This is a genomic window from Erythrobacter sp. 'gip.4 top 5', assembly GCF_056495765.1.
This window is the reverse complement of the sequence record NZ_CP200270.1, coordinates 1,799,886-1,817,011: the sequence shown is the minus strand read 5'-3', so window position 1 is coordinate 1,817,011 and position 17,126 is coordinate 1,799,886. Positions and strand designations below refer to the sequence as shown.

Genomic DNA, 17,126 nt, shown 5'->3' with positions numbered 1-17,126 from the left:
CGGCCCTTCGACAAGCTCAGGGCGAACGGAGTTGGGGAAACCCTACTCCGCCGCCTCGTCCAGCCCCTCGCCCAGCGGCGGCATATTATGCCCGAGCAGCACCAGAATATCCGCCGCGCATTCCACCACGTTCGATCCCGGCCCGTAGATCCCCTGCACCCCGGCTTCGCGCAGATATTCGTAATCCTGCGGCGGGATCACACCGCCCGCCGTCACCTTGATATCGCCGCGCCCAGCTTCCCTGAGGAGACGCACCAGTTCCGGGATCAAGGTCTTGTGGCCCGCAGCCAAGCTGGATGCGCCCGCCACATCGACATCATGTTCCAGCGCCATCGCGCAGGCTTCCTCGGGCGTCTGGAACAGCGGGCCGGAAATGACGTCAAAGCCCATATCGGAGAACGCGCTCGCGATCACGTTGGCGCCGCGATCGTGGCCATCTTGACCCATTTTGGCGACCATGATGCGGGGCGTACGGCCCAAGCGGCGGCCCACGGCTTCGACCCCGTCGGTCACCTGTTTCCAGCGCCGGTCGAATTCATAGGCGCTGGCATAGACACCGCTGACCGGCGCAGGCTTGGCATCGTGGCGGCCGAACACCTCTTCCATGGCCGAGGAAATCTCGCCCAAGGTCGCATCGTGGCGCGCAGCTGCGACTGCGAGCGCCAGCACGTTTTCGCCCGCACTGCACCCGGCCGTCAAAGCCGCCAGAGCCGCACGGCACGCCGCCTCGTCACGGCCCTCGCGCACTTTCGCCAATCGCGCGATCTGGCCGGTGCGCACCATCTGGTTATCGACCTCCAATGTCTCCATCGGGTCTTCGCTATCCTTGCGATACTTGTTGACGCCGACGATCACGGTCTCGCCCTTGTCCACGCGGGTCTGCTTTTCCGCCGCCGCACGCTCAATCGCGGCCTTGGGCGCGCCGGTGGCGACATAGGCGGTCATGCCGCCCACCGCATCAACCTCGGCCATCATCGCCTCGGCCTCGGCCACCAGCGTGGCGGTCAGCGCCTCGATATAATGCGAGCCGCCGAGCGGATCGACGACGTTGCAGATGCCGCTTTCCTCCTGCAGCACCAACTGGGTGTTGCGGGCGATACGGGCGCTGAAATCGGTGGGCAGCGCAATCGCTTCATCCAGCGCATTGGTGTGCAGCGACTGGGTGCCGCCCAGCACCGCCGCCATCGCCTCCACCGTGGTGCGGATGACATTGTTGTAGGGGTCTTGCTCCTGCAACGACACACCGGAGGTCTGACAGTGGGTACGCAACATCTTTGAGCGTTCGTCCTGCGCCCCCAGATCGTCCATCACCTTGTACCACAGCGTGCGCGCGGCGCGCAGTTTAGCGATCTCCATGAAGAAGTTCATGCCGATACCGAAGAAGAAGCTGAGGCGGCCAGCGAAAGCGTCGATATCCAGCCCCGCCGCCATTGCGCGCGCCGCATATTCCTTGCCATCGGCGATGGTGAAGGCGAGTTCCTGCACCGCCGTCGCCCCGGCTTCGTGCATGTGATAGCCGCTGATCGAAATGCTGTTGAACTTCGGCATGTCGGCCGAGGTATATGCGATGATGTCCGAAATGATCCGCATCGATGGCTCGGGCGGGTAGATGTAAGTGTTGCGGACCATGAACTCTTTTAGAATGTCGTTCTGGATCGTGCCTTCGAGCTTGTCCTGCGACACGCCCTGACGTTCCGCCGCGACGATGAAGAACGCCAGCACCGGGATCACGGCACCGTTCATGGTCATGGACACGGACATGGCATCGAGCGGAATGTCGCTGAACAGGATCTCCATGTCCGCGACCGTATCAATAGCGACTCCCGCCTTGCCGACATCGCCCACCACGCGCGGGTGATCGGAATCATAGCCGCGGTGGGTGGCGAGATCGAAGGCAACGGAAAGCCCCTTCTGCCCCATCGCGAGGTTACGGCGGTAGAAGGCGTTGGATTCCTCGGCGGTGGAGAAGCCCGCATATTGCCGGATCGTCCACGGCCTCCCTGCATACATCGACGCTTTCACACCCCGGGTGAAGGGCGCGAAACCGGGCAGGCCGGGGTCGAAGCCGGCGTGATCTTCAGCCGTGTAGAGCGGTTGGACTGCAATACCTTCGGGCGTGTGCCAGGTGAGGTCGCGCCCCTTCACTTCCTTGGTGGCGAGGGCTTTCCAATCGGAGACGGTGGGTTTTTGGGTCATGTGCACAGCCTAATCCGTTCGGGCTGAGCTTGTCGAAGCCCTGCCTTTTATATTGAGCAACGCACCTGACGAAAAAACAGCCCTTCTACAAGCTCAGGTCGAACGGGTGCGAGGTTGTCGGGGCGCTTACGCCCCCTTGAACTCTGCCTTGCGCTTCTGGAGGAAAGCCATGCCGCCCTCCATGGCGTCCGCCGTCGCGCCCGCCGTGCGCTGGGCCTCAGCCTCGGCCAGCAGCACCATTTGCAGGTTGGTATCGAGCGCGGTGGCCAGATTGCGTTTCATCTGGGCGTAGGCAATCGTCGGGCCGTTGGCCAGATTTGTCGCCAGCGTGCGAGCCTCGGTCATAAGGTCGGCATCATCGACGCATTTGTAGATCAGGCCCCAATCCTCGGCCTGTTCGCCCGAAATTTTCTCGCCCAGCATGATCATCCGCGTGGCACGGGCGCGGCCGATGGCGCGGGCCAGCAGCCAGGTCGATCCGCCATCAGGCACCAGGCCGATGTTGACGAAGGCTTGTAGAAAATAGGCGCTGCGGCCGGCGATGGTGAAATCTGCCGCCAGCGCAAGCGAGCAGCCGACGCCCGCCGCAGGACCGTTGACCGCGCAGATCACCGGCACTTCGGCCCGGATCAGCTGGCTTATGGCAGGATTATAATGATTGATCAGCGCCTCGTGGCTACCGCCCTTGCTGCCGAGCGCGCTCCCCGCACCCCGCGCCGAAAGATCGGCGCCTGAACAAAAACCCTTGCCCTCGCCTGTGATCAGCACCGCGCGCGCATCGCCCAGATCATAGAACGCCTGCCCCAATTCGTCCGCCATCTGCGGCGCCATCGCATTGAGCCGCTCCGGGCGGTTGAGGGTGATGGTCAGCAGCGGGCCTTCGCGCTGGGCGCGGATGGTTTCGTAGGACATTTCTCTCTCCGGTATGTGGCGTCAGTTCGACCAATGCGCATCCTCGCGCGGGGTCTCCATGATCTCGGTAAGCATCCCGCCCATGTCCTTGGGATGGACGAAAAAGATAGGTGTACCGTGCGCGCCGATGCGCGTGGGGCCGAGGATGCGCTTGCCCTGTTCTTCAAACGCGGTGCGCGCTTCCGCGATATCGGGCACTTCGAAGCACAGATGGTGCTGCCCGCCCAATGGGTTCTTGGCGAGGAAGCCGGCGAGCGTGGAGCCTTCCCCCAGCGGCTCGATCAGCTCGATCTGCGTTCCGTTCATCGCGCCATCGGCTCCCGGGGTGTCGACGAAGCAGACCTTCACGCCCTGCTCCTCAAGATCGAACGGCGTGTGGATTTTCGTCGCGCCCATGACGTCGCGATAGAACGCGATCGAGTCCGCGATAGAGGGCGTGGCGACCCCGATGTGGTTGAGACGGCCGAGTTTCATTTTGAGTTCGCCTTTTCTATCTTGAACTCTGAGTCAGGTGGACACCACAAGGACGCGTGATCGTCTTCAAGATAGACCTCGAAATCCAGCGGATTAACCAGATCTATGAGTTCCTTGACGCTGGCAGTCCATTGCAGCACGTCACCCGGCTCAAGTTCAAACTCCTCACACCAAGGCTCCGTCAAAATGTGGAGCTTCCGGTTGCTCCGGTTCGTCAATCGAAACGCCATGCGCAACGGTTTAGAGCGGAATATTGTCATGCTTCTTCCAAGGGTTCTCCAACTGCTTCGTCCGCAGCTTGCGTAGCCCCAGCGCAATCCGCCGCCGCGTCGAGTGCGGGTGGATCACCTCATCGATATACCCGCGCGAGGCCGCCACAAACGGATTGGCAAAGCGGTCTTCGTATTCCTTGGTCTTCTCCGCGATCTTTTCCGCATCGCCGCGATCTGAGCGGAAGATGATCTCCACCGCGCCCTTCGCGCCCATCACCGCGATTTCGGCCGTGGGCCAGGCGTAGTTCAAATCGCCGCGCAGGTGCTTTGATGCCATCACGTCATAGGCCCCGCCGTAAGCCTTGCGGGTGATCACGGTGATCTTGGGCACGGTCGCCTCGGCATAGGCGAACAGCAGTTTCGCGCCGTGCTTGATGATCCCGCCCAGTTCCTGCGCGGTGCCGGGCAGGAAGCCGGGGACGTCCACAAACGTCAGGATCGGGATTTCAAACGCATCGCAGAACCGCACGAAGCGCGCGGCTTTCTTCGAGGAATTGATGTCGAGCACGCCCGCCAGCACCATCGGCTGGTTTGCCACCACGCCGACGGTGCGGCCTTCCACGCGGCCGAACCCGCACAGGATATTGCCCGCGTGCATTGGCTGGATCTCGAAGAAATCGCCTTCGTCCAGCACCTTGGCGATGACTTCGTGCATGTCATAGGGCTGGTTGGCATTATCGGGGATCAGCGTGTCGAGGCTCATGTCGATCCGGTCCCACGCATCGCTGGTGGGCAGGATCGGGGCGTCGTCACGGTTGGACAGCGGCAGGAAGTCAAAGAACCGCCGGGTCGCCAGCAATGCCTCGACATCGTTCTCGTAGGCCAAGTCCGCCACGCTGGTCTTGGTGGTGTGCGTGATCGCCCCGCCCAGTTCTTCCTGCGTGACCACTTCGTTGGTGACGGTTTTCACCACCTCCGGCCCGGTGACGAACATGTAGCTGCTATCCTTCACCATGAAGATGAAGTCGGTCATGGCGGGCGAATACACCGCACCCCCTGCGCACGGCCCCATGATGAGGCTGATCTGCGGCACCACGCCGCTGGCGAGCACATTGCGCTGGAACACCTCGGCATAGCCGCCAAGGCTCGCCACGCCCTCCTGAATCCGCGCCCCGCCCGAATCGTTGAGGCCAATCACCGGCGCGCCGACCTTCATCGCGGCGTCCATCACCTTGCAGATTTTCTCGGCATGGCGTTTCGACAGCGAGCCGCCGAACACGGTGAAATCCTGGCTGAACACATAGACCAGCCGCCCGTTGATCGTGCCGCTGCCGGTCACCACCCCGTCACCCGGAATGCGCTGCGTCTCCATGCCGAAATCGGTGCAATCATGCTCGACATAGGTGTCGACCTCTTCGAAGCTGCCTTCATCGAGCAGCACGTCGAGCCGTTCACGCGCGGTCAGTTTGCCCTTGGCGTGCTGGGCTGCGATGCGCTTGGCCCCGCCGCCCATCCGGGCAGCTTCACGGCGGCGTTCCATTTCGGCGATGTTGGCGGACACGGCGTCGCTCCTCTCTCAGCAAGTCTTCTTGCCCCCTGCGTTGCCTTACCATGCCCGCAGCGTCAACGTGGCAAAAGCGGCCGTCAGAACCCCAGCGTCATCCGTCGCGCCAAGGCAGGCGAGATCGAATCGACGATGCGCAGCAGCTTGGTCATGCCGATATTGGCTTCGTCGCGCCCCTGCGTGATCGCGGCAATGATCTGACGTGCACATTCTTCGGGCGACATCTTCTTCATCGCGGTTCCATCGTTCATCTGGGTATCGACCACCGGCGGGAGCGCCTCGATCACCTGCACGCCGGTACCCTTCATCTGCTCGCGCAGCGCCAGCGTGTAGAACCGCAAGCCTGCTTTGGTCGCGCAATAGACCGGCTGGCGCGCCGCGGGCGAAATCGCAAGACCGCTGGTGACATTGACGATCGCAGCCTCGGGGCGCGCGCGCAGTTGCGGGAGCAACGCGGTGATCAGCCGGATCGGCGCGGTGAGATTAGCATAGATCCCGGCATCCGCTGCATCGGCGTCAGGCGCGGCCTTGCGAAAATCGTGATCGACCAGTTGCCCGGCGTTGTTGATCAGAATGTCGATCGCCTTGTCAGCAACCTGCGCCACCAAAGCATCGACCCCGGCTGCGTGGGACAAATCGGCAGACACCGTTTCTAACCCCTCTGCCCGCATGGCAGCAAGTCTTTCCGGATCGCGCCCCGTCAGGATCACCCGCGCGCCCTGGACCTGCAACTGCCGCGCCATGGCACGCCCGATCCCGGCGCTGCCGCCGGTGAGCAAAACCGTTTTTCCTGCAAGTTGCATGACACACCCCCTATCGCTGACGGGCGTATGGAGACATTGTCCCGCCCGCAATGCAATAGGCGAGAACGGTGGGGATGGAACGGGCCGATTTTCTGGTGATTGGCGCAGGGATCGCGGGGCTTTCGCTGGCTGCGCGGCTTGCAGCGCATGGCCGGGTGGTGGTTCTGGAAGCGGAAGGCGCCCCGGGCTACCACGCTTCGGGCCGCAGCGTGGCCTTTGCGCATTTCGGCTTGGGCGAAGAGCGCGTGCGAACGCTGACCGCGCTGAGCCTGCCCGCCTTGGCAGAATTTGGTGCGCGGCACACGGCGCTGCATATCGCGTCAGCGGGGCAGGCCGAGGCACTGGATGCGCTGGAGGCGGTGCATCGGCAATTCGGTTGTGATTATGCGCGGATTTCCGGTGCGGATGCGCAGGCGTTGCTGCCGGCGTTGAAGATCGGGCCCAAGCATTGCGATGCTGCGCTGATCGATCACGGGTCGCTCAAACTCGATACCAACGCGATGTTGCAGGCGCACCTTGCCACGCTGCGCAGCGCAGGCGGCGTGTTGGTGAAGGGGGCGCGAGTTAGCGCGATTGCCCGGATGGGCAATGGCTGGCGGGTCGAGACCTCCGCAGGGGACTTTACCGCGCCCATCATCGTCAATGCCGCGGGCGCCTGGGCCGATACCATCGCACGCCTTGCCGGCGTCACCCCGATCGGCATCACACCGCGCCGTCGCACCATTATCAGTTTTGCCGGACCGGAGGGACAGGATGTCCGTTACTGGCCCTTCACCAAGACAGTGGGGGAAGGTTTCTACCTGCTGCCCGAAGGTCGGGGACAAGTGCTGGCGTCGTCGATGGATGAAACGCCTTCAGGCCCTTGCGATGCCGCGGCTGAAGAACTTGATATCGCTGTCGCCGCTGAACGAGTGCAGAAGGCGACCACCTTGCCCATCCGCCGGATCAGCCACAGCTGGGCAGGCCTGCGCAGCTTCGCGCCCGACGAATTGCCGGTTATCGGCCACGCGGCGGGTGCGCCGGGTTTTGTGTGGTGCGCAGGGCAAGGCGGCGCAGGGTTTCAGACCGCCCCCGCCCTGTCACGCATCGCCGCAGCGGCAGCGCTGGACCACCCCTTCCCCGAAGATTGCGCCGCGGCGGGACTTTCGGCGTCGATGTTCAGCCCTGCGCGGCTTGGGGCCTGACCGCTATTTGAACAGAACCAGTTCTTCCGCCATCGTCGGGTGGATGGCGACGGTCGCGTCAAAATCCGCCTTGGTCAGCCCGGCCTTCACCGCGATTGCCGCAGCCTGCATGATTTCCGGCGCTTCGGGACCGATCATGTGAATGCCCACAATCCGGTCATTCGCCGCATCGACGATCATCTTGTAAAGACTGCGCTCGTTCCGGCCTGCCACCACGTTCTTCATCGGGCGGAAATCGGATTGGAACACCTTGATGTTGCCAAGCGTGTTGCGCGCCTCGCCTTCGGTCATACCGACAGCGGCGATGGGCGGGTGGCTGAACACGGCGCTTGGCACGCAGGAATGATCGACCGCGTAGGGTTCGACATCTCCGAACACACTGTCGGCAAAGGCCTGGCCTTCGCGGATCGCCACCGGGGTTAGCTGCACACGGTCGGTCACATCGCCCACCGCATAGACATGATCGACATTGGTGCGACTGAAGGCATCGACCACGATCTCGCCCCGCTTGCCGATTTCGACACCAATGGTCTCCAACCCAAGCCCTTCGACATTGGGCATCCGGCCTGTCGCCACCATTACGGCGTCGTATTCGCACGCGTCCTGCCCCGTCAGCTTGACCAGCAGCGTGCCATCCTCCTGTTTTTCGACGTTTTCGAATTCGGCGTGGAACAGGAAGTTGATGCCCTTCACCATCGAGATCTGAAGCAGCCGGTCACGAATGCTGGCATCATAGCTGCGCAGGATTGTGTCAGACCGGTTGGCAATCGTGACCTTGCAGCCGAATTCGTTGAAAATGCCGGCAAACTCGTTGGCGATGTACCCGCCGCCCGCGATCAGAATGCGGCGTGGTAGGGTTTCTAGATGAAACGCCTCGTTCGAGGTGATGACATGCTCGTTGCCCGGAAAATCCGGCACGAAAGGCCGTGCGCCCGTCGCAATCAGGATGTGTCCGGCGGTGACCACCTTGCCACTCGCCAGCGTGATCTCATGCGCGCTGGTGATGGTTGCCCGCTCGTTGAAAATGGTGACATCGTGATTGCCGAGGGTTTGGCCATACAGGCCTTCGAGGCGCGTGACGTCAACCTGCACGGAATCGCGCAAGGTCGCCCAGTCAAAGCTCTTTTCCCCGATGGTCCAGCCGAAATGCTGCGCGTCGACCAGATCTTCGGCAAAATGCGCGCCATAGACCAGCATCTTCTTGGGCACGCAGCCGCGAATGACGCAGGTGCCGCCGACGCGGTATTCCTCGGCCACAGCGACCTTGGCTCCATGGGCCGCCGCGACCCGGCTGGCGCGTACGCCGCCGGAACCTGCGCCGATGGTGAAGAGGTCAAAGTCGTAATCGTCGGCCATCATACGCTCCCGTGGTGTCGGCCACGCATATGGCGGCGCGCAGCAGGGGCGACAACCGTGCTGGCACGAAAAGACTGAATTCGGACAAACAAAAGGCGGGGGTTTGTCGCCCCCGCCCTGCTGTTGTTATTCTGTTTTGGCTGTCAGACGCTGGCAGCGCGCGGACGCCCGCCGCCACCGCCGCCGCCGGGACGGCCGCGGCCACGACCGCCGCCGCCGCCATTACCGCCGGGACGTGCGCCGCCGCCGGGGTGACGACGATCACCGCCGCCATTGCCGCCGGAGCGCGCCTGTCCACCGGACTGACCCTGAGCATTTTGAGGCTTGCGATCACCCTGCGGGCGACGTTCGCCTTCGGGGCGACGCTCACCGCGATTGTCACCCTGCGGCCTGCGCTCACCCTGAGGGCGCTGGCCGAGCGGGCGCGGATTGACGCGCTTCATCGGCGTACGGGCAGCGGGCTTGGTCGGGCCTTCGCCTTCCACCACGGCACGGAAGTTTTCCGGCAGTGCCAGACGCTCAAGCTCGGCGCCGGTGACCTTGCGGATATCCTTGAGGTAGGCGCGTTCGTCCTCGGCACAAAAGGCAATCGCGATGCCGCTTTTGCCCGCACGCGCAGTGCGGCCGATGCGGTGTACATATTGTTCCGGCACGTTGGGCAGCTCGTAATTGATAACGTGGCTGACACCGGGAATGTCGATTCCGCGTGCGGCCACGTCTGTGGCGATCAGCACCGGCACGCGGGCCTTGCGGAACTCCTCCAGCGCGCGCTGGCGCTGCGGCTGCGACTTGTTGCCGTGGATCGCATTGGCCGGAATGCCGGCCTGTTCCAGCTTCTTCACCACGCGGTCTGCGCCATGCTTGGTGCGGGTGAAAATCAGCACACGTTCGACCGCGCCGGGGACTTCGTGGCGACCCTTGAGGACCATTTCGAGCAGACTCAGCTTTTCGTCCTGCTGGACCATGAAGAGATACTGGTCGATCCGTTCCGCGGTGGTGCTTTCGGGTGTGACCGAAACCTGCACGGGATTGTTGCAGAAGCCGCTGACCAGCTCCTTGATCGCCTTGGGCATGGTGGCGCTGAAGAACAGCGTCTGGCGATCCTTCGGAGCCAATTCGCGGATCTTGCGCAGCGCGTGGATGAAGCCGAGGTCCAGCATCTGGTCGGCTTCGTCGAGCACGAGCACTTCGATGCCGGAAAGGTTCAGCGCCTTCTGGTCGATCAGATCGAGCAAGCGGCCCGGCGTGGCCACCAAAATGTCGGTGCCACGGTGCAGCTTGTTGCGATCCTTGCCGACCGATGTACCGCCAACGATGCATTGCACCTTGAGCCCGGCAAGCGCGCCGTAATCCTTGGCGCTATCAGAAATCTGGACCGCAAGTTCACGCGTGGGGGCGAGTACCAGCATCCGGCAGGATTTGAACGGTATCTGTTTGTCGGCTTCGCGCAAACGATCAATGCTGGGAAGCATGAAGGCAGCGGTCTTACCGGTGCCTGTCTGCGCGATGCCGAGCAGATCCCGGCCCTTGAGCACGGCCGGGATGGCCTGTTCCTGGATCGGCGTGGGCGTGGTGTAACCTTTGAGGTCAAGCGCTTGAAGAACGGGCTGCGACAGTCCGAGTTCGGCAAAAGTTGTCATAGAAAAAACTCGCAAAAAGTTGCGACGCGCGCTGCCCAATCCCAAACGGATGGCACGCGCGGCGCGGGGGTTGAAACCACCCGCGTGAAAAGGGAAGTCTTGAGATAGAACCGAAGTGCGGCCGGGGCGGATGTTTTAGAAATACCGCCGCTTCACGCATGGCCTGCGCGCTTCGAAGCATTGGCAGTGGGCGGGAATTGCGGGAAAGTCAAGCTTGATCCGCCCTACCCCAGCCCTGCTGCCGCCATCAGCGCCCGCGTGCTCGCATCGAATTCGCCCTCTCCGCTCTCGATCTGCTTGGCAATCGCCTTACCCAGCTCCACCCCGAACTGGTCGAACGGGTTGATCCCCATCAGCACCGCATTGGCAAAAGTGCGGTGTTCGTGGAAGGCGATCAGCGCGCCGAGCGTCTCGGCGTCGCAATCGTCGAGCAGGAAGGTAGTGGACGGGCGATCCCCGGCATAGGCGCGCGCGGGATCGTCTGCTGGCTTGCCTGCCATCAGCGCCGCGCCTTGCGCAAGACAGATCATCAGCAGGATGCGGTGATGCGCCGGATCAAGCTGATCGCCGGGCGCGATGCTGACAAGGAAATCGACCGGGATGAGATGCGTACCCTGATGCAGGAGCTGAAACACCGCATGCTGCGCGTCCGTTCCCACCCCGCCCCACGTAACCGCCGCTGTCGGTCCGTCAACCGGCGCGCCGGTCACCGTCACGCTTTTGCCATTTGACTCCATTTCGAGCTGCTGGAGATAGGACGGCAACAGTGCGAGACGTTCGTCATAGGCAAAGACTGCGCGGGTCTGGCAACCGCGCAGGCGCGTGTAATATTGGTCAGCAAAGGCGGCCAGCAAGGGCGCATTGGCGCGGCCTTCGGTTTCGCGGAAGTGATCGTCCACGGCCTTGGCGCCCGCCAGCATCGCGTAAAACTCGTCCATGCCAATGGCCAGCGCGACTGGAAAGCCGATCGACGAAAACAGCGAGTAGCGCCCGCCGACGCTGTCAGTGAAAGGAAGGATGCGGGTTTCGTCCACGCCCCACTCCACCGCCTTTTCGGGTGATGCCGTGAGAGCGATGACCCGGCCGCCGGGGTCCTCCACACCGTTATCGGCCAGCCATTTAAGCGCGCTGTTGGCGTTGGTCAGCGTCTCGATCGTGGTAAAGGTTTTCGACGCGACCGCGATCAGCGTCGTGGCCGGATCGCAGGCGGCAAAGGCCTGCTCCAGCGCCAATCCGTCAATGTTGGACACCACGTGGACATCGACCATCGCCCCGTCCCGGGTCAGCGCGTCGATGGCCAGTGCCGGGCCAAGGGCCGAGCCACCAATGCCGATGGCGATACAATGCTTCACCTCGTCCAGGGCGCCTTCGTGGATCGCTTCGACCAGCATTCCCATCCGGGCGAGCAGTGCCTCGGCCTCTTCAACCTGCGCAGGCGTGCCACTGCCCCGCAGCGCGCCGTGGGTTGCAGCGCGGCCTTCGGTGACGTTGACGATCCCGCCATCAAACAAGGCATCACGCGCCGCGCCAAAGCCGGCCGCTTGCGTCAATGTTTCAAAGGCCACCAGCAGGTCATCGCTCAGGTGGGTCTTGGAAAAGTCGATCAGCATTCCGGCCTGCGCCGTGCTGCCGGGTTCAACTGGCCAACCGATGCGCCGGGTCAGTGCCGCAGGGCGACCCGCGTCCGCCCCGAACAGGTCCGCCAAGGTGGGCTGCGGTAAGGCGCGCAAAGTGCGCCACGCGCTCGCAACGGCAGCTTCGCCTGATTGTCCGTCTGCAGTGCTCATCGCCGTTCCCCTTTGCGCAAGTGTGCGGCTGCGAGTAAGGGCAGAGACAATGGATGTTAAGACCCAATCGTTTGAGGGAACCCAGCCCGCCGCAGATGACGCACGCACGCGTGAAAGCTGGGGGGGGTTCATCTGGTTTCTGGTCAAGCTGTTGGTGGCGGTGCTGGTGTTCCGGATTTTTGTCTTCTCGCCCTTTTCAATCCCCAGCGAGAGCATGTTGCCGCGCCTGATGAACGGCGATTATCTGCTCGCGGCCAAATGGCCTTATGGCTATTCGCGACACTCCCTGCCCTTCAATCTGCCGCTGCCCGATGGGCGGGTGCTGGCGCGTACGCCGGAGCGCGGCGATATCGTGATTTTCAAGCACCCGGTTGACGGGCGTGAATACATCAAGCGGGTGATCGGCCTGCCCGGTGATCGCGTCGCGGTTGTGGACGGCGCCGTCATTTTGAACGGTGTGCAACTGCCACGCGAACGCTTGGCCGATGTGGCGCTGCGGCAATCGGCCAATACCGGCTGCGCCTGGGGCGGCAATCTTGGCCCGGCGCCGGGGATTGCCAATGCCTGCCGTTACACGGCTTTTCGTGAAACCCTGCCCGGCGGCAGTTCTCACACCACGCTCGATTTCGGCATGACCCCCTATGACAGCTTTGCCGAACAGGTCGTGCCCGAGGGGCGGTTATTTGTGATGGGCGACAACCGTGATTCGTCGCGTGACAGCCGCTTCGCCGCCGTGGCCGGTGACGGGGTCGGCATGGTGCCCCAAGACCTGCTGGTCGGGCGCGCAGCGATTATCGTCTGGTCGACCAACGGGAATTCCGATTGGGGCAAGCCCTGGACGTGGTTCACCGCTGCGCGCTGGGACCGCATTGGAGACACGCTGTGAGCGGGCTTGCGCCGCCAGCGCGCGACTGGCTCGAACGACAAGGCTTCGCCATCGTCAATGAGGCCACGTGGCTCGAAGCGCTTACCCACGGCAGTTTCAACGGCTCCGGCGCTGAAGCGGCCGATTACCAACGGCTTGAATTCTTGGGTGACCGGGTGCTGGGCCTGTCGGTTGCCAGTTGGCTATTTCGCGCCGGTGACGCCCCGGAAGGACGGCTTTCGCAGCGGTTGAACGCGCTGGTCAGCGGGACGACCTGTGCGCGGATCGCACGGGCGGTCGACCTCCCGGCCCACATCCGCCTTGGCAAGCAGGCCCGCGATGATGGCGGGGCGGACAGCGACAAAATCCTCGGCGATGTGATGGAGGCCCTGATCGGCGCCTGCTTCATCGAAAACGGTTTCGACGCAGCGCAGGCCATGATCTACCGGCTATGGGCGGACGAGCTTGAAGGGGATGAAGGCAAGGCCAAACACCCCAAGAGCGCGCTGCAGGAATGGGCTGCGGGCAATCGCCGCGCGCCGCCGCTGTATGAAGTGATCGACCGCAGCGGCCCGGACCACGCTGCCCGCTTCACCGTGCAGGTCAGCGTGCGCAATATCGGCGCGGCCGAAGCCACCGCTACCAGCAAGGGCGAGGCCGAACGGTTGGCGGCCAAGGCATTTCTGGAACAGTTCGGGTAACACCCACGTCAGACATATTGTTACCGATGTTCTTGCAATGTTTCACGTGAAACACGGCAATCCAGACGGCAATTATGAGGCTGGAGGGGGTCTAAAGAGGGTCTAGCCGGGGTCTAAACCGCATGTGGAGCCTATCTGATCAAGCCGGGCGCGCACCAAATCGCCGCCAGACCCACGCGGGGCTTCGACAAATGCGAGGCTGATCGCTATGCGCGTGGCATGACACAAACACCCCCTACTCCGTCTGCCGCAACCCGCTGCGGCATGGTTGCCGTGATTGGCGCGCCCAACGCGGGCAAATCGACGCTGGTGAACCAGCTTGTCGGTCAGAAGGTCGCGATCACCTCGGCCAAGGTGCAGACCACCCGCGCGCGGATGCTCGGCATTGCGCTGCATGAACTGGCAGGTGTGCCGGTGCAGATGGTGCTGGTGGACACGCCCGGTATCTTTGCGCCCAAGCGGCGGCTTGACCGCGCCATGGTAAGCGCCGCGTGGGAAGGCACTCAGGCAGCCGACGCGGTCGTGCTGCTGGTCGATCCGATCAAGCAGCGCCGACATGAACTGGAGCCGCTGCTGGAGGGCCTTGCGGGCCGCCCGGAACGCAAGATCCTGGTCATCAACAAGGTCGATCGTTCCAAGAAGGAACCCATGCTGGCGCTGGCGCAGGATCTGGCTGGAAAGGTCGATTTTGCCGAGATCTACTTTGTCTCGGCGCTGAACGGCGAAGGCGTTGACGAATTGAAGGATCACCTCGCCGGCATGATGCCGGAAGCGGAATGGATGTATCCCGAAGATCAGGTCTCCAACGTCTCCGAACGCCTGCTGGCCACGGAAATCACCCGCGAACAGCTGTATCAGCAGCTTCACGAAGAACTGCCCTATGACAGCGCGGTGCGACCTGAATCCTACGAAGTGCGCGCGGATGGCAGCATCGAAATCCACCAGCAGATCGTGGTCGCCCGCGAGACGCAGCGCGCCATCGTGCTGGGCAAAGGCGGATCACGCATCAAGCAGATCGGCGCCGCCGCCCGCAAGGAATTGAGCGAAGTGCTGGGCGTGCCGGTGCACCTCTATCTCCACGTCAAGCAGCTGGAGAACTGGGCCGAGGACAAGGAGATTTTCGAAGAAATCGGGCTCGATTGGGTGCGGTGAGGGAGTCCGCTATCCGAATTTTCGCGCCGAAAGCTGCCGTTCGGGAAGCGACGCCTTTGAGGACATCAGCGCCTACCTCGTCGTCCCGCGATTTTAGTCGATTTCAAAGGCTACCAACACGTATCAATCTTACAGTACCATTCACATGTTGAATTGCCGCAGGCTAAGTTCTCTGACATTTTCCGGATCATGAGAAACCAGCGACAAATTGAAAGTTCACATCGCGCACCATGGCCGATGGACGAGTTCCAGGGTGAATTTGACAAGATAGTGCACGAAGCCCGCGAAGCCGGTAACGCGCTGACTGAGAGGCAATTGTCGAAAGTTGCCGAAAGTGTAATTAGCAGTTCAGGAGCGGCAATCTATAAGACGTTAAATGAAACAGCATCGGATATGCTCGCAGAGCGGCGGAAATTACAAAATGGATTTGAACTGCGAAACTATCGGCGCTGGAAAAAAGCATTTGATTTATTAGAAATGATTTGGGTGTCCTGCGAAGAAGTTGGGGCTTCTTTCAATGGCCATTGCCGCTCACAAGCTGCCAAAGAGCAAGACTACGTTTTTGAGGCGATGACTCATCTTCATGCCAAAGCGTTGCTTGTCACATCTGAAATCATCTGTTTGCTTAGAGGCGGATTTGCCGACGGAACACTAACGCGGTGGCGTACTCTTTTCGAAACGAACGTCGTTGCAGCCTTGATCCACCAAGAAGGACAAGAGCTCGCCCTAAGGTATCTCGCTCACTCACGTGTTCAAACTTGGAACAGGATGCGCGATCAGGCTGAAAAAGATGAGGAATATGAAAACATTAAGGCGCGCGCCGAGTTTGCAATCGAAAAATTCGGAGACGAGTTGAACCGACGAAATGGATGGGCTTGTGCAATTACAGGTCAAAAGCGCCCAACCTTCGAGAAATTAGCTGAGCTTGCCAACAGGAAGTATAGCAAATCTCTATATAACCACGCATCGCTTCATGTGCACAGCAACCATCGTCCCTTGGATGATCTATTGGGCATGTGTGAAGCCCAAGAGGATGTATTGCTTGTGGGGCCAAGCAATTCGGGAATGGTTGGGCCGTTGACGCTTTCGGCCATAAGCATCGCCGAAGCGACATCATTGCTTCTTTTGACCAAACCGAATCTAGATCGCATAATACTTGTAAATACGATCTGGCGCTTGGCAAAGCGGATGGAAAAACTCTCAAAATCAATTGAGAGGCGAGCGTTCGAAGCCGCCAAGAAGCGAAAACAATAGAAGTAAAAATTCCGGCATCAGTTTTACAGAATGACGCTTCTGACCTAGGCTGGTCGAGCGGTTGGAACCTCGTGACAGCAATCCACCCATTACCGGTCGTTGACCCAAGCACGAGCAAGTCCTGAAAGCTGACATTCCCAACTGAGATAACGCGCAGCAGGTTGAAGCCCATTCATCAGAACTACAGTCATGGATTGCTTCGTCGCCAGCGGCTCCTCGCAATGACGAAGGGATCGATTCCCTGCTACCACCGCTTGCAACCCGCCCTCAAACTCGGCACATCATTGCCATCAATCCGGGGGTATATATCCATGCGCTTTGCTCTTGCCTTTGCGGGCCTCGTTCTTGCTTTTGCCCCGCCGGTAATGGCCCAGACAGCTTCAAGCCGTGCGCCGGTCGCGGCCCAAGGTCCGCAGCCGGTCGCCACGCTCGAAAACCGCAACTTGTCGACGAGAGAGCTCAACGAGAAGCTGCGCGCTGGTGGCCTGGTCATCCTGATGCGGCATGAACGCACCAATGTGCCCTCCCGCGGAGATGACTATTCGCGTCCGGCCAATGATTGCAACGCGCAGCGCAATCTCTCGCCCGCAGGCGTGGCGGGCGCGGCCGAGACCGGCGCAGCCATCAGCGCCATCGGCTGGCCAATCGGCCGCGTTCTTTCCAGCGAAATGTGCCGCTCGACCGAGACTGCGCGCTTCATGTTCGGCCGCTACGAAATTGAACCGCGGCTGATGCACCATGATAACACCGCCGAACGGACAGTGACGGTGTCAGGGCAGGAATTGAACGCTCTGCTTGCCGACATCCCGCGTGTCAGCGGCGAGAATACGGTGCTGGTCACCCACATCGGCAACATCTATTTCGCCATCGGCCTGCGCGTAAGCGAAGGCGAGTTTGCCGTGCTTGAGCGGCAGGAGGACGGCAATTACGTCATCCTCGGCACTTTCGATCCCGGCTACATCAGTGCCCATGCACGCCAAGCGCAAAGTGAGGCCGAGCAAGCCGCGAAAAGCGCGCCGAAGTAAC

General features: G+C 61.8%; 15 protein-coding genes. 6 read left to right on the top strand and 9 right to left on the bottom strand.

Going from position 1 to position 17,126, the window contains the following annotated elements:
- Positions 1-42 precede the first annotated feature (42 nt).
- The 6 genes from scpA to ACRANW_RS08660 all read right to left on the bottom strand — a co-directional run bounded on the left by scpA (position 43) and on the right by ACRANW_RS08660 (position 6,161).
- On the bottom strand, positions 43-2,196 hold the full coding sequence (gene scpA / locus ACRANW_RS08685; protein ID WP_479431414.1) for a methylmalonyl-CoA mutase: 2,154 nt from the start codon (positions 2,194-2,196) through the stop codon (positions 43-45).
- A 126-nt stretch (positions 2,197-2,322) separates the two neighbouring features.
- Positions 2,323-3,108, bottom strand: a complete 786-nt coding sequence (locus tag ACRANW_RS08680; protein WP_479431413.1) for an enoyl-CoA hydratase-related protein — start codon at positions 3,106-3,108, stop codon at positions 2,323-2,325.
- Between the two features lie 21 nt (positions 3,109-3,129).
- Complete coding sequence (gene mce, locus ACRANW_RS08675) at positions 3,130-3,582, bottom strand: methylmalonyl-CoA epimerase (protein WP_479431412.1); 453 nt, start codon at positions 3,580-3,582, stop codon at positions 3,130-3,132.
- Positions 3,579-3,842, bottom strand: a complete 264-nt coding sequence (locus ACRANW_RS08670) for a hypothetical protein (RefSeq protein WP_479431411.1) — start codon at positions 3,840-3,842, stop codon at positions 3,579-3,581. The genes mce and ACRANW_RS08670 overlap by 4 nt, the downstream gene beginning before the upstream one ends.
- Positions 3,823-5,355 (bottom strand): acyl-CoA carboxylase subunit beta, encoded by a 1,533-nt coding sequence (locus ACRANW_RS08665; RefSeq protein WP_479431410.1) that lies wholly within the window; start codon positions 5,353-5,355, stop codon positions 3,823-3,825. The genes ACRANW_RS08670 and ACRANW_RS08665 overlap by 20 nt, the downstream gene beginning before the upstream one ends.
- Before the next feature lie 83 nt (positions 5,356-5,438).
- On the bottom strand, positions 5,439-6,161 hold the full coding sequence (locus ACRANW_RS08660) for an SDR family oxidoreductase (RefSeq protein ID WP_479431409.1): 723 nt from the start codon (positions 6,159-6,161) through the stop codon (positions 5,439-5,441).
- A 74-nt stretch (positions 6,162-6,235) separates the two neighbouring features.
- Between ACRANW_RS08660 and ACRANW_RS08655 the strand changes: the two genes are divergently transcribed.
- Positions 6,236-7,345 carry an NAD(P)/FAD-dependent oxidoreductase gene (locus tag ACRANW_RS08655; RefSeq protein WP_479431408.1) on the top strand — a complete coding sequence of 370 codons (1,110 nt, stop codon included), beginning with the start codon at positions 6,236-6,238 and terminating at the stop codon, positions 7,343-7,345.
- 3 nt (positions 7,346-7,348) lie between these two features.
- Here the strand turns inward: ACRANW_RS08655 and gorA are convergent, their stop codons facing one another.
- The 3 genes from gorA to pgi form a co-directional block, all read right to left on the bottom strand.
- Positions 7,349-8,701, bottom strand: coding sequence for a glutathione-disulfide reductase (gorA, locus tag ACRANW_RS08650; protein ID WP_479433903.1), 1,353 nt, complete (start codon positions 8,699-8,701; stop codon positions 7,349-7,351).
- 143 nt (positions 8,702-8,844) lie between these two features.
- The gene (locus ACRANW_RS08645) at positions 8,845-10,341 is read right to left on the bottom strand and encodes a DEAD/DEAH box helicase (RefSeq protein ID WP_479431407.1); all 1,497 of its coding nucleotides are present in this window, start codon (positions 10,339-10,341) and stop codon (positions 8,845-8,847) included.
- Positions 10,342-10,565: 224 nt separating this feature from the next.
- The gene (gene pgi, locus ACRANW_RS08640; RefSeq protein WP_479431406.1) at positions 10,566-12,128 is read right to left on the bottom strand and encodes a glucose-6-phosphate isomerase; all 1,563 of its coding nucleotides are present in this window, start codon (positions 12,126-12,128) and stop codon (positions 10,566-10,568) included.
- Between the two features lie 49 nt (positions 12,129-12,177).
- Here pgi and lepB point away from each other — a divergent pair, with 49 nt between their 5' ends.
- The 5 genes from lepB (at position 12,178) to ACRANW_RS08615 (ending at position 17,125) form a co-directional block, all read left to right on the top strand.
- The gene (lepB, locus tag ACRANW_RS08635) at positions 12,178-13,014 is read left to right on the top strand and encodes a signal peptidase I (RefSeq protein ID WP_479431405.1); all 837 of its coding nucleotides are present in this window, start codon (positions 12,178-12,180) and stop codon (positions 13,012-13,014) included.
- Positions 13,011-13,694 carry a ribonuclease III gene (gene rnc / locus ACRANW_RS08630; RefSeq protein WP_479431404.1) on the top strand — a complete coding sequence of 228 codons (684 nt, stop codon included), beginning with the start codon at positions 13,011-13,013 and terminating at the stop codon, positions 13,692-13,694. Before lepB ends, rnc begins: the two co-directional genes overlap by 4 nt.
- 219 nt (positions 13,695-13,913) lie before the next feature.
- A complete protein-coding gene (gene era, locus ACRANW_RS08625; RefSeq protein WP_479431403.1) occupies positions 13,914-14,846 on the top strand; it encodes a GTPase Era in 933 nt (310 codons plus the stop codon).
- 237 nt (positions 14,847-15,083) lie between these two features.
- A complete protein-coding gene (locus tag ACRANW_RS08620; RefSeq protein ID WP_479431402.1) occupies positions 15,084-16,100 on the top strand; it encodes a DUF5677 domain-containing protein in 1,017 nt (338 codons plus the stop codon).
- Positions 16,101-16,465: 365 nt separating this feature from the next.
- A complete protein-coding gene (locus tag ACRANW_RS08615) occupies positions 16,466-17,125 on the top strand; it encodes a histidine phosphatase family protein (RefSeq protein WP_479431401.1) in 660 nt (219 codons plus the stop codon).
- Position 17,126: the final 1 nt, after the last annotated feature.

Coding starts and splice junctions, on each gene's coding strand:
- gorA (WP_479433903.1), bottom strand. CDS start 8,701: ATGGCCGACGATTACGACTTTGACCTCTTCACCATCGGCGCAGGTTCC.
- mce (WP_479431412.1), bottom strand. CDS start 3,582: ATGAAACTCGGCCGTCTCAACCACATCGGGGTCGCCACGCCCTCTATC.
- pgi (WP_479431406.1), bottom strand. CDS start 12,128: ATGAGCACTGCAGACGGACAATCAGGCGAAGCTGCCGTTGCGAGCGCG.
- ACRANW_RS08655 (WP_479431408.1), top strand. CDS start 6,236: ATGGAACGGGCCGATTTTCTGGTGATTGGCGCAGGGATCGCGGGGCTT.
- ACRANW_RS08615 (WP_479431401.1), top strand. CDS start 16,466: ATGGCCCAGACAGCTTCAAGCCGTGCGCCGGTCGCGGCCCAAGGTCCG.
- ACRANW_RS08645 (WP_479431407.1), bottom strand. CDS start 10,341: ATGACAACTTTTGCCGAACTCGGACTGTCGCAGCCCGTTCTTCAAGCG.
- era (WP_479431403.1), top strand. CDS start 13,914: ATGACACAAACACCCCCTACTCCGTCTGCCGCAACCCGCTGCGGCATG.
- lepB (WP_479431405.1), top strand. CDS start 12,178: ATGGATGTTAAGACCCAATCGTTTGAGGGAACCCAGCCCGCCGCAGAT.
- ACRANW_RS08660 (WP_479431409.1), bottom strand. CDS start 6,161: ATGCAACTTGCAGGAAAAACGGTTTTGCTCACCGGCGGCAGCGCCGGG.
- ACRANW_RS08620 (WP_479431402.1), top strand. CDS start 15,084: ATGGACGAGTTCCAGGGTGAATTTGACAAGATAGTGCACGAAGCCCGC.
- ACRANW_RS08680 (WP_479431413.1), bottom strand. CDS start 3,108: ATGTCCTACGAAACCATCCGCGCCCAGCGCGAAGGCCCGCTGCTGACC.
- scpA (WP_479431414.1), bottom strand. CDS start 2,196: ATGACCCAAAAACCCACCGTCTCCGATTGGAAAGCCCTCGCCACCAAG.
- ACRANW_RS08670 (WP_479431411.1), bottom strand. CDS start 3,842: ATGACAATATTCCGCTCTAAACCGTTGCGCATGGCGTTTCGATTGACG.